Origin of the sequence: Pararhodobacter oceanensis, from assembly GCF_003076755.1 — a bacterium.
Classification (GTDB): domain Bacteria; phylum Pseudomonadota; class Alphaproteobacteria; order Rhodobacterales; family Rhodobacteraceae; genus Pararhodobacter; species Pararhodobacter oceanensis.
The window spans coordinates 98,956-113,769 of the sequence record NZ_QDKM01000001.1; the positions used below are offsets into that span (position 1 = coordinate 98,956).

The following is a 14,814-nucleotide window of genomic DNA, read 5'->3' on the forward strand; positions in this document are numbered from 1 at the left end:
GCCGCGCCGCTGCGCTAGTCTGGGGCGTTGAAACTGGCAAAGGCAGCGGCATGTCCCGTCCCTCCCCCATATCACGCTGGCTGGTGCGCGCGGGGTTTGCCTCGGCCCTCGCGCTGACCCTGTTTTTCGCCGTGCGCCTGATTATGGGCGCGATCTATTGGAACGATCCCAGCAAAATCGACCAGACGCCCGCCGGCTGGATGCCGGTCGGCTATGTCGCGCGCTCATGGGAGATACCGCGCGATGTGTTGATCGACGCGCTGGATCTGGCGTCGATGCCGCGCCGCCGCCGCACATTGGAGCATATCGCCGAGGATCGCGGCATTCCGCTGGATACGCTGGTCACTGAAATCATGGCGGTGATCGAGCACCACCGCGAGGCCAGACGTGACTGACTGGCTGTTTGCTTTGGTCAGCGAATGGGGCGCAATCGCGCTGGGGCTGGTCACCTTTCTGTCCTGCCTTGCGCTGCCGGTGCCCTCGTCACTGATGATGCTGACGGCGGGCGCTTTTGCCGCCTCGGGCGATCTGGAACTGGCGACATTGGCGCTGGCGGCTTTGGGCGGGGCGGTGTTGGGCGATCAGATGGGCTATCAATTGGGCCGTGTGGGATTGGGCGCAATCGAGGGCTGGTTGTCGCAAAGCGAGGCCCGCGCCGCCGTCTTGCTGCGCGCCCGTGCCTCAATCCATGCGCGCGGCGGGATGGCGGTGTTTCTGAGCCGCTGGCTGTTCAGCCCGCTCGGTCCCTATGTGAATTTCCTCGCCGGTGGCTCGCGCATGGCTTGGCTGGTTTTCACCCTCAGCAGCATCGCGGGTGAGCTGGTCTGGGTCGGCGTCTATGTCGGGCTTGGCTATGCCGCGGGCGGGCAATTGGCGCAGGTCGCCTCGTTGCTGGGGAACGTCACCGGCTTGGCGACATCGCTGCTGCTCACCATCGGTCTGGGCGTCGCGCTGTGGCGGCGGCGACGGGCGCAGGCCGCGGCGGAGTAGAACCGGCGGCTCAGCCCTGATCGCGCTCTTCCAGCTCCATCCATTCATCCTCGGCCTTAGAAAGCGCCTTTTGACGCTGCTCGAGCATCTGCGCGGCCTTCGCGGCTTTCACCGGATCGCTGGTGTAGATATCAGCGTCGGAGAGGAGTTCCGACAATTTGCCGATCTCCGCCTCGATCCGTGTGATCTCCGCAGGCAGCGCCGCCAAGCGTTTCTTCTCGGTGAAGGTCAGCCCCGAAACCACCGGCGCGGCGGTGGCGGCGGGTTTTGCAGAGGCGCGCGAAGTGGCAGCGGGGGCTGGCATAGCGGCGGGGGCGGTCAGGGCTTTTTGCGCCTGATAATCCGACCAGCCACCGGCATAGGCAACGACATTACCGCCGCCCTCAAAAGCCAGCGTTGTCGTGGCCACGCGGTCGATGAAATCGCGGTCGTGGCTGACCAGCAGCACGGTGCCGGGGTAATCGCCGAGCAGGTCTTGCAGCAGGTCCAGCGTTTCAACATCAAGATCGTTGGTCGGCTCGTCAAGCACCAGAAGATTGCTCTCGCGCGCCATGATCCGCGCCAGCAAGAGCCGCGCGCGTTCGCCGCCCGAGAGGCTGCGCACCGGGGCGCGGGCCTGGGCGTCGTCAAAGAGGAATTCCTTGAGGTAGCCGACCACATGTTTGGGCCGTCCACGGACCATCACCTGATCGGCCTGCCCGCTGACCCGCATCAGGGGATCGCCGGTCAGGTTCTCCCAGAGTGTCGCGTTGGGATCAAGCTGGGCGCGGGTCTGGTCGAACACCGCCATCTCAAGATTGGTGCCCAGCCGGATGGTGCCGCTGTCGGGCTGAAGCTTGCCGGTCAGCAGGTTGAGCATCGTGGTTTTGCCGGCGCCATTGGGGCCGACAAAGGCGACGCGGTCGCCGCGCAGCACTTTCAGGTCGAAATCGCGGACGATCGGCACGCCGTCAAAGGACTTGCTGATCTGGGTGGCCTCAACCACCAGTTTCCCCGATTGGGTGCCCGCATCCAGCGCCATCGCGGCGGTGCCCTGACGGCGGATTTGCGAGGCGCGGTCGGCGCGCAGGGCTTGCAGGGCGCGGACCCGGCCCTGATTGCGTTTGCGGCGCGCCGAGATGCCCTCGACGGCCCATTTCGCCTCGTGTTTGATCTTGCGATCGAGCTTGTGGCGGGCGTCGTCTTCTTCTTCCCAGGTCTTGTCGCGCCAATCCTCGAAACCGGCGAACCCCTGTTCCAGACGTCGTGCCACGCCGCGGTCGACCCAGAGCATGGCGCGAGTCAAAGCGTTGAGAAAGGCGCGGTCGTGGCTGATCAGGACATAGGCCGCGCGGGTCTCGCGCAGGCGGGCTTCGAGCCAGCCGATGGCGTGGATATCAAGGTGGTTGGTGGGCTCGTCCAGCAGCATCAATTCCGGCGCTTCGGCGAGAAGTTTCGCCAGCGCGGCGCGGCGGCGTTCGCCGCCCGAGGCGGTCTCGACGGCGATCTCGGGATCAAAGGCGAGGCCCTCGGCGGCGATCTCGACTTTATAGGCTTCCGAGGGGTCGAGGCTTTGCATCGCGTAGTCGCCGAGGGTGGCGAAACCCGAGAAATCCGGGTCCTGCTCCATATAGCCGACCTGGGTTCCCGGCGTGAGAATCCGCGCCCCGCTGTCGGGTTCGACAAGCCGGGCCATGATCTTCATCAAGGTGGATTTCCCCGAGCCGTTGCGGCCGACAAGGGCCAGCCGGTCACCGGGTTGGATGACCAGATCAAGCCCCGAGAACAGGGGATTTCCGCCGTAGGTCAGCGAAATATTATTGAGTTGCAAAAGAGGTGTAGGAGCCATGAGCGCGAGCTATCCCGCTGCGCTGCGGCGGTCAAGGGGTGGTGAATTGTCCCGCGCGTGGGACAGGTGCGGGATTGAGGGAAATCAACGGGTTAGCCTGTCGGATTAAGGAACGGGAAAGCATGATGCGGGGCGTAGGGTGTGTGCTTGCACGCACCGTTGGAGGGGGTGCGGGTTTGGCTACGTGGCCTGATACTGGGGAAAGACGCGAAACGCTTATGTGTGCGTCGTGGGAACTGCCAGTGCAACCGCGCGCCGAACCGAGGGGCAAGCGGAGCGCCGACCCGTGGGGTCGGTTCGGCGCTGCCCGTGCAAAGCACGGGCATTGGGCGCAATGGGTTGGGCTGGATGAGAGTGGAACGGGGATAACTGAGTTGTAAGTGCTGTCATTTCAGCAGTGCGCCGACACGCGGGGCAAAGCGGAGCGCCGCCCCGAGGGGGCGGGTCGGCGCTGCCCGTGCGGGGCACGGGCATAGGGAGCGATGGGTTGGGCTGGTTTGAAGTAGAACTGTGATATCTGCGCTGTGAGTGCTGTCATTTCAACCGTGCGCCGACACGCCGGGGCAAAGCGGAGCGTCGCCCCGGAGGGGCGGGTCGGCGCTGCTCGTGCGGGGCACGAGCATGGGGCGAAAGGGTGGAGGTGGTGCGGATGAATTGAGGGCAGAAATTACCCCGCGTTACACATCCACATCCTCAACAAACCGCGCGTTTTCCTGAATATACTGGAACCGCAGCTCGGGCTTTTTCCCCATCAACCGCTCGACCAGATCACCGGTCTCGCCGGGGAAATCCTCGTCGATACTCACCCGGATCAATTTGCGGGTCTCGGGGTTCATCGTGGTGTCTTTCAGATCCTTCGCGTCCATCTCGCCCAGACCCTTAAACCGCGAGACGTCGATCTTGCCCTTGCCGCCCAAACCACGCTCGAGATAGGCGTCTTTCTCGGCCTCATCAATGCAATAGACCCGCCGCGCGCCCTGGGTCAGGCGGAACAGCGGCGGACAGGCGAGATAGAGATGCCCGTGGTCGATCATCGGCCGCATCTGGGTGAAGAAAAACGTCATCAACAGCGCCGCGATATGCGCGCCATCGACATCCGCGTCGGTCATGATGATGATCTTGTCATAGCGCAGATCATCTACACGGAATTTCGAGCCGAGGCCAACGCCAAGCGCCTGACAAAGATCATTAATCTCGGCGTTCTGGCCCATTTTCGACGAGGCCGCACCCAGCACGTTGAGGATTTTACCGCGCAGGGGCAAGAGCGCTTGGGTCTTGCGGTCGCGGGCCATTTTGGCGGAGCCACCGGCCGAGTCGCCCTCGACAATGAACAATTCGGTGCCCGCGCGGTTGGTCGCCGAGCAATCGACCAGCTTGCCGGGCAGGCGCAGCTTTTTGGTGGCACTCTTGCGCTGGGTTTCCTTTTCCTGCCGCCGCCGCAGCCGCTCCTCAGAGCGCAGCACCAGAAAATCAAGGATCGCGCCTGCCGCCTTGGGATCGGTGGCCAGCCAGTTGTCGAAATGGTCGCGCACCGCGCCTTCGACCATGCGGCTGGCCTCGGTGGTGGCCAAACGGTCCTTGGTCTGGCCGACAAACTCGGGTTCCGAGATAAAACACGAGACCAGCGCGCAGCCGCCGGTCATCAGATCGTCGCGGGTGATCTGGCTGGCTTTTTTGTTATTGGCCAGCTCGCCATACGCTTTGATCCCCTTGAGGATCGCGGCCCAGAACCCGGCCTCATGGGTGCCGCCTTCGCGGGTCGGCACGGTGTTACAATAGGACTGGATGAAGCCGTCGCGTGAAGGGGTCCAGTTGATCGCCCATTCGACCTTGCCCGGGGCGTTGAACTTCTCGGCAAACTCGACGGTGCCGGCAAAGGGGCGGTCGGAATAGGTCGAGGCGCCGCCCAGCGTCTCGCCAAGGTAATCGGCCAGACCACCGGGGAAGTGGAAGCTTGCCTCCATCGGCGTGTCACCGTCCTCGATGGCGGATTTCCAGCGGATCTCGACGCCCGAAAACAGATAGGCTTTGGAGCGCACCATTTTCATCAACAGCGACGGGCGGAACCGGTGCGAGCCGAAGATCTCCTCATCGGCGTGGAAGGTCACCGAGGTGCCGCGACGGTTCGGTGCCGGTCCGACTTTGGCCACCGGCCCCTGCGGCAGACCGCGCGAGAATTCCTGCACGAAGAGCTCGCGGTTGCGGGCGACTTCCACGCGCATATGATCCGACAGCGCATTGACCACCGAGGCCCCGACCCCGTGCAACCCGCCCGAGGTCTGATAGGCTTTGCCGGAAAATTTCCCGCCCGCATGCAGCGTGCAAAGGATCACCTCGAGCGCGGATTTATCGGGGAATTTCGGATGCGGATCAATCGGAATACCGCGGCCGTTGTCGCGGATGGTCACCGCGTAATCAGCGTGCAATTCCACCTCGATGCGGTTGGCATGACCGGCGACGGCCTCATCCATCGAGTTGTCGAGCACTTCCGCGACCAGATGGTGCAGCGCGCGTTCATCGGTGCCGCCGATATACATGCCGGGGCGTTTGCGGACCGGTTCCAAGCCCTCAAGGACCTCGATTGAGGATGCGTCATAGGCTTCTGACTGGCCAGAAAGGAGGTCGGACATCGGGCTGCTCGATTCTTGTGGGGCGTTTCTTTGTGGCCTGTAATAGACCATCCGGCGGGCGTCTGCGCAAGCAGTCAGCACAGCGGGCATCGGGTGGCGCATCGAGCGGAGCATCGGGCGGGTGGCTGTGCCTTGCGGGCCTCATGGCCAGCGGCGCGCGGATCGCGGGGCAAATCGCGGGTGCGGTTTGCGGGCGCTGGCCTCGGTGGTTCTGGCGGCGGTTTTGGCGGCGCGAGGGGGGGCAGAGGACAGCGCGCCACTGGCATTGGCGCGGCAAATGTGGTTGACCGTGCCGGTGATAGATTTGGATGGTCAGATGGTGCAACGGCTGGACGGGATGGCGGGCGGATCGGCTGCGCCGCAGGCAGAGATCGGGGCGCTTCCGGTCAGCTGGCGGTTGCGGCTGGTGGCGGCGCTCTGGCAGGTCTTGCTGCATCTGGCGCTGCCGGTGATGCTGCTGCTGTTGTGGCAACGCGGCAGGCGCGAACCGGCCTACCGGCAGCGGCTGGGTGAGCGGTTTGGCGGCGGCGCGGTTGGGGCCAAGGGCGGCGTGTGGATCTTCGCCGCCTCTCTGGGCGAGACCCGCGCGGTCAGCCCGCTGGTGCGGCGGTTTTTGGAGCAGGGCGTGCCGGTCTTGCTGACCCATTCCACGCCTGCCGGATTGCAGGAGGGTCTGCGGTTGTTTCCCGAGGTGTCGGTGGTGCACCGCTATGTGCCGCTGGATCTGTCATGGGCCTTGGCGCGGATGCTGCGGCGGGCACAGCCCAAGCTGGGGCTGGTGGTGGAATCCGAACTCTGGCCGGGGCAATTGCTGGTCGCGCGGCGGCTGGGCATCCCGATGGCGCAGGTCAACGGCAATCTGCTGGAACGCACAATTGCGCGGGATTCCAAGCGCTTGGGCGGTGTGCGGCTGGAGCTTTTGCGGCTGTTCTCGCTGGTGCTGACGAAATCCGAAACCTACCGCGACCGCTATCTGCGCGCCGGTGTCGAGGACGCGCGAATTCGGTTGGTTGGCGAGTTGAAATTCGATCAATGGGTCGATCCGGCGCAACCCGCTTTGGGCCAGCGGCTGCGCACGGCATGGGGCGCGGCGCCGGTGCTGTTGATTGCCAGTTCGATCGAGGCGGAAGAACCCTTGCTGCTGCCGGTTCTGGCCGCGCTGCTGGCGCATCCCTCGGCACCGCGGATCATCTGGGCCCCGCGCAGCCCGCAGCGGTTTGACGCGGTCTCCGAGCAGTTGGACAAGGCCGGGATCGCCCACGCGCGGCGCTCGGATCTGACGCTGGAAGATGCGCCGACGCCGCACCTCCTGTTGGCGGATTCGCTGGGCGAGATGAACATCTGGTATGCGATGGCCGATCTGGTCTTTGTCGGCGCCAGTCTGGTGGCGCAGGGCGGGCATAACATCATCGAGCCCTTGGCGCAGGGCAAACCGGTGGTGATGGGCGAGTCGATCTTTGGCATCACCTATCCGGCGCTCGACGCGATCGAGGCCGGGGCTTTGGAGATTTTCCCTTCAGCGCAGGCGATGGCGACACGGTTGCAGGCGCTGCTTGGTGACCCCGCCGCGCTGGCCGGTTTTACCGCCTGCGCCGCAGGGTTCAACGCGACCCATCTAGGTGCGAGTGCGCGCAGCTATACGGCACTGCAGGCGTTGACGGCGCCGCGCGGCACGGCGCGTTGACGCGCGAAAGCGCGCATCGGGGGCAGAGCGGAAAAGGGGAATGGTGGGCGATAACGGATTTGAACCGCTGACATCTTCGATGTGAACGAAGCGCTCTACCGCTGAGCTAATCGCCCCACGGCGGCTATCTATGCGCAGATCGACGCAGGCTCAAGAGGCAAAACGCGGGATGCGGCAAAATTCCTCGGCGGGCGGGTGAATTGGTTAACAAAGCGGGGGTAGGTTAACAACAAGGGTTAACATCTGCCGTTAAGGTTAACGCCCCTGCTGTCAGGCCCGTGGCCACCACGGGCCGCGCCCGACCCTCCCCCCGGGAGGGCGCACTGGCGATGTCGGGTGCATTGGGAATGTCATGCATGCATTCGAGTGCAGCGCGTTGCGGGAAGCATAGGTGCGCCCCCCCCAGGGTCGGGTGCGCCCCTTTGCGCTTACTACCCGCGCGCTCTGGCGAGGGGATCCGCGCCCCCAACCCAGACTCTTCCCTCACCGCCATGCCCTTCGGCTTGGAATCCCCCCGCGCATTGGCTAGGGTCGCCGCAAGTGAGGACGACCTCCCCCAAGCACGGGACTTGCAAACGGGACGGCCCGATCCTGATCAGGAGCATTCATGCGCAAAACCGCAGACCGTATCCGCCACGCGATATCCTTTGAAATCATCGGCTTATTGATCATCACCCCCGCAGGCGCGTGGATTTTCAACACGCCGATGCATGAGATCGGCGTGGTCGCCATTGTCGGCGCGAGCATCGCGACCATGTGGAATTATCTGTTTAATCTGGGCTTTGACCGGATCATGCACCGGCGCCTAGGCCACACCCGCAAAACCGTGCGGCTGCGGGTGCTGCATGCCTGTCTGTTCGAGGCCGGATTATTGACCGTCCTCTTGCCGTTTATCGCGTGGTATCTGGGGCTTACGCTCTGGCAGGCGCTGATTATGGACCTGTCGTTCGCGGGGTTTTATCTGGTCTATACCTTCGTGTTCAACTGGATCTATGACGTGGTCTTTCCGATCCCCGATGCCCGTCAGGCCGAGCCCGCGCAGCAGGGTTGACGCGCGCCAGACAGCGGGCGCGCGCGTTGGCTTTAGACCGCGCGCCCAATGCGCAGCCCCTCGAGCACCGCCTCTTCGGCGGTGCGCGGGGCGATACAATCGCCGACCAGATGATGGGTAACGCCCATGTCGCGCAGCATCGCCTCGACGGCGTTATCGGGGGTGTGGCCCTGCGCCAGAACCAGCGTGTCGATCCCCTCGCAGATCACCGGCTCGCCGCTCATAAGATGTTGAAGATATACGCTATCTTCATCGGCGCCGTAAAGGCGGACATAGGGGATCACCTTGACGCCGAGGCTGTGCAAACGCCCGATACTGGCGTCGCGGACATACATCTGGATGCGCTGGCCGGGCATATAGCCGTTCACCGCCAGCGTCACCGAGCGCCCCTGCCCCGCCAGCATTTCCGCCAACCCGATGCCCACCCAATCGCAGCGCCAATCGGCGATCAGCACCGCGCCGCCGACATTCGCCTCACCGCGCAGCACCTGCCAAGCGTCGACCACATGGGCGGTATCGCGGCCCTCGAAATCGGGCCAGCGCGGGGTGGCGCCACTGGCGACAATCACCTCATCTGGGGCGAAATCCTTGATTAATGCGGCGTCGACTTCGGTGGATTTGCGCAGTGTCACACCCGCCAATTCCATCTCGCGGGTCAGATTGGTGATGATGCCGCCGAACTCGGCGCGGGTCGGCAATAGCTGGGCCAAACGTGCCTGCCCACCGAGCTGCGCGTCGCGCTCGAACAGGGTGACCTCATGGCCACGCTCGGCGGCGATAGCGGCGGCTTTCATCCCGCCCGGCCCGCCGCCGATAACCATGATGCGTTTACCATGCGGGGCCTTGTTAACCATCCCATAGGTTAATTCACGGCCGCTGACCGGGTTTTGAATGCAGGAAATCGGGTAGCCGGCGTGGAAATGGCCGATGCAGGCCTGGTTGCAAGCGATACAGGCGCGGATGTCGTCGATGCGGCCCTCGCGGGCTTTGTTGCCGATCTCGGGATCGCAGATCATCGCGCGGGTCATGCCGCACATATCGGCGTGACCGGCGGCGAGAATACGCTCGGCGTCCTGCGGTTGGTTAATGCGGCCGGTCACGATCACCGGCAGCGAGATGCGCGTTTTCAGACCCTCAGAAAGCGGCACGGTATAGCCCGTGGCCTCCTGCATCGGCGGCACGATATGGACCGAGCCCGAGAGCGTGGCGGAGGAGCCGGCGACGAGGCTGACATAGGTCAGATTGCCCTCGGCGGCGATGCCCGCGATGGCGCTCTGGATCTCGCCGGGTTCCATCCCGTCGTGGCTGCGCTCATCGCCGGAAATGCGCAGACCGATGACGAAACCGGGGGAGGTTTTGGCGCGGATATCGGCGGCAATCTCGCGGATCAGACGGGTGCGGTTGTCGAGCGATCCGCCGTAAGCATCCTCGCGCTGGTTAACCTGCGGATTGAGGAATTGCGCGGGCAGATAGCCATGGGAGGCGACGATTTCGACGCCGTCGAGACCGGCCACCTGCATGCGGCGCGCGGCGTCACCAAAACCGGCGATCACCTCGCGGATCATCTCGATTTGCATGGCGCGGGGCATCACGTGAAAGCGCTCATTCGGCGTCGCCGAGGCGGAATAGGAGACCGGCGCGGTGCCATCTTCGGAGGCGACAATCTCGCGTCCGGGGTGGAATAGCTGCGCGATCAGCCCGCAATCATGCCGGTGAATCGCCTGCGCGAGATTGCGGTAGCCGGGGATGCAATCGTCGCCATCAACGCGGATCGGTTCGGCGACAAACACGCCGCTGGAATGGGCCAGCGCGACCTCGGTGACGATCAGACCGGCGCCGCCTTTGGCGCGGGCCTCGTGGTAGGCAATGATCGCCTCGCCCATCTGCCCGTGTTGCGCGAGGTTGGTTTCATGGCCGGTGGAGACGATGCGGTTTTTCACCGTCAGATCGCCCAGTTGCAGCGGCGAGAAGAGCGTCGGGAAGTGGCTGGCAGTCATGCTCTGGCGCGTCCTTATCTTGTATTTCAATGCCTTAGCGCGCGGAGTTGAGACGCGGGCATTTGGTGTCCGGCGCAGTTTAGGCAGAGCGGCGGCGAAGCGAAAGGGGCGTTCGGGCATGAAAGAACCCCCCGAAGTTGCCTTCGGGGGGTTTAGGGTTAATGCGGGGTCGAAAGGGTTAATGCGCGGTTTGCGCAGGCCCTTCGTTGCGCGCTTCAAGCCGTGCGGCCATCGCGGCCTCTTCGGCGGCCTCATCCCATTCGATGCTCTCAGGTTCGCGCGCCAGAGCGTGTTTCAGAACCTCGCGCACATGGCTAACGGGGATGATTTCCAGCCCGTCTTTGACGTTATCGGGGATCTCGGGCAGGTCCTTGGCGTTTTCCATCGGGATCAACACTTTGGTGATGCCCCCGCGCAGAGCCGCCAAGAGTTTTTCCTTTAATCCGCCGATCGCCAGCACGTTGCCGCGCAGGGTCACTTCGCCGGTCATAGCGACCTCTTTGCGCACCGGAATCTGCGTCAGAACCGAGACAATCGAGGTCACCATGCCGACGCCGGCCGAGGGGCCATCCTTGGGCGTCGCGCCCTCGGGCACATGGACGTGGATGTCCATCGTGTCAAACCGCGGCGGTTTGACGCCGATTTCGGGGGCAATCGAGCGCACGAAAGAATTCGCCGCTTCGATGCTTTCCTTCATCACATCGCCAAGCTTGCCGGTGGTCTTCATCCGCCCCTTGCCGGGCAGTTTCAGCGCTTCGATCTGCAGCAATTCGCCGCCGACACTTGTCCAGGCCAGACCGGTGACCACGCCGATCTGGTCCTCGGTTTCCGCCAGCCCGAATTTATGGCGCTGGACGCCGAGGAAATCGGACAGGTTGTCGTCGGTGACCTCGACCTGCTTGTCCTCGCGCTTGACGATCTTGGTGACCGCCTTACGCGCCAGTTTCGACAGTTCACGCTCGAGGTTCCGCACCCCCGCCTCGCGGGTATAATGGCGCAGAATTGCGGTCATTGCCGCTTCCGAGACGCTGAGTTCGTCTTTTTTCAGCCCGTGGTTCTTGATCACTTTCGGCATCAGGTGACGGCGCGCGATCTCGGTTTTCTCGTCCTCGGTATAGCCCGACAGCGGGATGATCTCCATCCGGTCCAACAGCGGGCCGGGCATGTTGTAGGAGTTCGCCGTGGTCAGGAACATCACGTCGCTGAGGTCGTATTCCACCTCGAGATAATGGTCGACAAATGTGGCGTTCTGTTCCGGATCGAGCACTTCAAGCATGGCGCTGGCCGGATCACCGCGGAAGTCCTGCCCCATCTTGTCGATTTCATCGAGCAAGATCAGCGGGTTGGTGGTCTTGGCCTTTTTCAGCGCCTGAATGATCTTGCCGGGCATCGAGCCGATATAGGTGCGGCGGTGACCGCGGATCTCGGATTCGTCGCGCACGCCGCCCAGCGAGATGCGGATAAACTCGCGCCCCGTGGCCCGTGCGACCGAGCGGCCAAGGCTGGTTTTACCGACACCCGGAGGGCCGACAAGGCAGAGGATCGGGCCCTTGAGTTTGGCCGAGCGCGATTGCACCGCGAGGTATTCGACGATGCGTTCCTTCACCTTTTCAAGGCTGTAGTGATCCTCATCCAGCACCTTCTGGGCGCGACCCAGATCCTTTTTGACGCGGGATTTCACGCCCCACGGCAGCGCCAGCAGCCAGTCGAGATAGTTGCGCACAACCGTGGCTTCGGCCGACATCGGCGACATTGATTTGAGCTTTTTCAGCTCGGCCTCGGCCTTTTCGCGGGCCTCTTTCGAGAGTTTGGTCTCGTTGATCTTATTCTCGAGTTCGGCCAGTTCGTTCTGCCCGTCCTCACCGTCGCCCAACTCCTTCTGAATGGCTTTCATCTGCTCATTCAGGTAATATTCGCGCTGGGTGCGCTCCATCTGGGTTTTGACGCGGGATTTGATCTTGCGCTCGACCTGCAGGACGGAAATCTCGCCCTCCATCAAGCCATAAACTTTTTCCAGCCGCTCGCCGATGTCGAGGGTTTCCAACAACTCCTGCTTGCGCGGCACATCAACGCCGAGGTGACCGGCGGCGAGGTCGGCCAGACGGCCCGGCTCATCGGCGTCCGAGACCGCGGCGAGCGCCTCTTCGGGGACATTGCGTTTGATCTTGGCGTAGCGCTCGAAATCATCCAGAACCGCACGGCTGAGCGCCTCGACGGTGGCTTCATCGCCATCGAGTTCCTCGAGTTCTTCGGCAATCGCCTCGAAATGATCTTCATTCTCGACGTATTCGGTGATCCGCACGCGGGTCTTGCCCTCGACCAGCACTTTCACCGTGCCATCGGGAAGTTTGAGCAATTGCAGCACGTTGGCCAGAACGCCGGTGCGGTAGATCCCCTCTTCATCGGGGTCATCCGCGGCGTGATCGGTCTGCGCGGCCAGCAGGATTTGCTGGTCGTCGCCCATCACGGTTTCCAGCGCGCGCACCGATTTATCGCGCCCGACAAACAGCGGCACGATCATATGCGGGAACACAACCATATCGCGCAGCGGCAACACAGCAAAACTGTTTGATTGACCTGACATACTATCCTCAACTCATTTGTTTCGGAGGCGAGCGCTGCATCTAGCGTGCCGCCCCCTGTTCACTGGTATATTTGGGGCGCTTCGCGCGGAATTTCAACTGCCCATCCGCATAGCAATGCAGGTCTACTGTGGCAGGAGTTTGCAGGGAATGCGTCGGATTTGGGAATTGGTTAAGGAAACACTCAAGTTTTACAGGGATAGCCCACCCGCCGCCATTGGTGCAAAAGATCGCGGCCGACCTGCTGGCTGTGGCTTAGCGCCCAGCGGTGCGGCGGGATTTCATCGACCCCGAGGCCCGCAAGCCCCGCGGTGCCATCGGCGCCGAACATATGACCGGCGGAAAACACCGCCAATTCATCGACCAGATCGCCGCGCACCAGACTGGCGGCCAGCCCGCCGCCGCCCTCACAAAGCACCCGTGTGAGCCCGCGCGCGCCCAGCTGTTGCAGCGCATCCGCCAGATCCAGCCGCCCCATCGGATCCTGCGCGCATTCGATCACCTCCGCCCCTTCAGCGCGCCACATATCCTGCGCGACCTCGCTGGCCTGTGCGGTATGCAGCAACCAGAGTGGCGCCTGATCGAGACTGCGGCCCAAGCGGCTCTCGGGGGGGAGGCTGAGGCGGCTGTCGGCAACAATACGCACTGGCTGGCGGCTGATCCCGAGGTCGCGAATACGCAGATCGGGGTCATCGGCGCGCGCCGTGCCCGCGCCGACCAGCACCGCGTCGTGATTGGCGCGCATCAGATGCACATGGCGGCGTGCCTCTGGGCCGGTGATCCAGCGGCTGTGACCGGCGGCGGTGGCAATCCGCGCGTCCAGCGTCAGCGCCAGTTTCAGCGTCAGCATCGGGCGTCCGCGCTGGATGCGCGACAAAAAACCGCCGTTTGCCAGCCGCGCGGCCTCTTCCTCGACGCCTTCGGTCACGTCTATCCCCGCCGCGCGCAGTAGCGCATGGCCGCGCCCCGCCACCCGCGCATCGGGATCGGTCAGCGCCGAGACCACCCGTGTGACGCCTGCCGCCACCAGTGCCTCGGCGCAGGGCGGGGTTTTGCCGTGATGGGAACAGGGTTCGAGGCTGACATAGGCGGTGGCGCCGCGCGCCGCCTCACCCGCCTGCGCCAGCGCATGCACCTCGGCATGGGGCCGCCCGCCCGCCTGCGTCCAGCCGCGCCCGACAATGCGCGCGCCCTGCACGATCACACAGCCAACCGCCGGATTGGGCCAGACCGCGCCCAAACCGCGCGCCCCCAAACCCACCGCCAACCGCATGAACCGCCGGTCCGCCTCACTCACCGCCCTGCCCGTCATGGCCTGCTCATCATTGTGCTCTAAATATCCTCGGGGTGTTCCTATGCATTGCGCCATTGCGCTTCGCACACTGGCGACGGCTTCAAGCCAAGAGGGGCAGAAAGCCCCTCCCTTTCGCCCTTAGTTTACGCGCTCAATCCTCACCCAGATTGGGCGGCCGCAGTTCCGAGACGAATTTGTCGAAATCATCCGCCGCCTGAAAATTCTTATAGACAGAGGCAAAGCGCACATAAGCGACGGTGTCGATCCGCGCGAGGGTTTCCATGACGATCTCGCCGATCACCGGACTGGGGATATCGGTCTCGCCCATGCTCTCCAGCCGTCGCACGATGCCCGAGATCATCTGCTCGATGCGCTCCGGCTCGATCGGGCGTTTCTGCATGGAAATGCGGATTGAGCGTTCCAGTTTATCGCGGTCAAAGGGCTCGCGCTTGCCGGAGGTTTTCACCACCACCAGATCGCGCAACTGCACCCGTTCATAGGTGGTAAAGCGCCCACCGCAGGCCGGACAGAACCGCCGCCGCCGGATCGACACATGGTCTTCCGCCGGGCGCGAATCTTTGACTTGAGTATCGACATTGCCGCAAAACGGACAGCGCATGGCCTCTCCCTCGGGGTAGCAGATAAGTTATCCACAGCAGTTATAGGCAGATCGCCATACCTTGGGTAGAGCAAAAAGCCCGCCCCCATATAATGGGGAGGGGCTGTTGCATGGCAGACTCAGCTTGGCGGGTGGGCGG

General features: G+C 63.6%; 10 protein-coding genes and 1 tRNA gene. 4 read left to right on the forward strand and 7 right to left on the reverse strand.

The window, feature by feature from the left end; all coding sequences use genetic code 11:
- The first annotated feature begins 50 nt into the window (after window positions 1-50).
- A complete protein-coding gene (locus DDE20_RS00470) occupies window positions 51-395 on the forward strand; it encodes a hypothetical protein (RefSeq protein ID WP_116556489.1) in 345 nt (114 codons plus the stop codon).
- On the forward strand, window positions 388-990 hold the full coding sequence (locus DDE20_RS00475) for a DedA family protein (protein ID WP_116556490.1): 603 nt from the start codon (window positions 388-390) through the stop codon (window positions 988-990). Before DDE20_RS00470 ends, DDE20_RS00475 begins: the two co-directional genes overlap by 8 nt.
- Window positions 991-1,000: 10 nt before the next feature.
- Here the strand turns inward: DDE20_RS00475 and DDE20_RS00480 are convergent, their stop codons facing one another.
- Together DDE20_RS00480 and parE are read right to left on the reverse strand one after the other, a co-directional pair.
- Window positions 1,001-2,818 carry an ABC-F family ATP-binding cassette domain-containing protein gene (locus tag DDE20_RS00480; protein WP_116556491.1) on the reverse strand — a complete coding sequence of 606 codons (1,818 nt, stop codon included), beginning with the start codon at window positions 2,816-2,818 and terminating at the stop codon, window positions 1,001-1,003.
- A gap of 677 nt (window positions 2,819-3,495) precedes the next feature.
- On the reverse strand, window positions 3,496-5,448 hold the full coding sequence (parE, locus tag DDE20_RS00485) for a DNA topoisomerase IV subunit B (protein ID WP_116556492.1): 1,953 nt from the start codon (window positions 5,446-5,448) through the stop codon (window positions 3,496-3,498).
- Between the two features lie 316 nt (window positions 5,449-5,764).
- Between parE and DDE20_RS00490 the strand changes: the two genes are divergently transcribed.
- On the forward strand, window positions 5,765-7,132 hold the full coding sequence (locus DDE20_RS00490; protein WP_165814375.1) for a 3-deoxy-D-manno-octulosonic acid transferase: 1,368 nt from the start codon (window positions 5,765-5,767) through the stop codon (window positions 7,130-7,132).
- 41 nt (window positions 7,133-7,173) lie between these two features.
- Here the strand turns inward: DDE20_RS00490 and DDE20_RS00495 are convergent.
- Window positions 7,174-7,248: transfer RNA gene (locus DDE20_RS00495), tRNA-Val, on the reverse strand.
- A gap of 491 nt (window positions 7,249-7,739) precedes the next feature.
- On the opposite strand from DDE20_RS00495, the gene DDE20_RS00500 reads away from it, so the two are divergent.
- The gene (locus DDE20_RS00500; RefSeq protein ID WP_116556494.1) at window positions 7,740-8,183 is read left to right on the forward strand and encodes a PACE efflux transporter; all 444 of its coding nucleotides are present in this window, start codon (window positions 7,740-7,742) and stop codon (window positions 8,181-8,183) included.
- 32 nt (window positions 8,184-8,215) lie between these two features.
- On the opposite strand, the gene DDE20_RS00505 is transcribed toward DDE20_RS00500, so the two are convergent.
- From DDE20_RS00505 to nrdR, 4 genes are all read right to left on the reverse strand, one after another.
- Entirely contained in the window at window positions 8,216-10,180 is a 1,965-nt protein-coding gene (locus DDE20_RS00505; RefSeq protein ID WP_116556495.1) for an oxidoreductase, read from the reverse strand.
- A 178-nt stretch (window positions 10,181-10,358) separates the two neighbouring features.
- Window positions 10,359-12,764 (reverse strand): endopeptidase La, encoded by a 2,406-nt coding sequence (lon, locus tag DDE20_RS00510; RefSeq protein ID WP_116556496.1) that lies wholly within the window; start codon window positions 12,762-12,764, stop codon window positions 10,359-10,361.
- A 182-nt stretch (window positions 12,765-12,946) separates the two neighbouring features.
- Window positions 12,947-14,074 (reverse strand): bifunctional diaminohydroxyphosphoribosylaminopyrimidine deaminase/5-amino-6-(5-phosphoribosylamino)uracil reductase RibD, encoded by a 1,128-nt coding sequence (ribD, locus tag DDE20_RS00515; RefSeq protein ID WP_240607793.1) that lies wholly within the window; start codon window positions 14,072-14,074, stop codon window positions 12,947-12,949.
- 133 nt (window positions 14,075-14,207) lie between these two features.
- The gene (nrdR, locus tag DDE20_RS00520) at window positions 14,208-14,675 is read right to left on the reverse strand and encodes a transcriptional regulator NrdR (protein ID WP_116556497.1); all 468 of its coding nucleotides are present in this window, start codon (window positions 14,673-14,675) and stop codon (window positions 14,208-14,210) included.
- Between the last annotated feature and the right edge of the window lie 139 nt (window positions 14,676-14,814).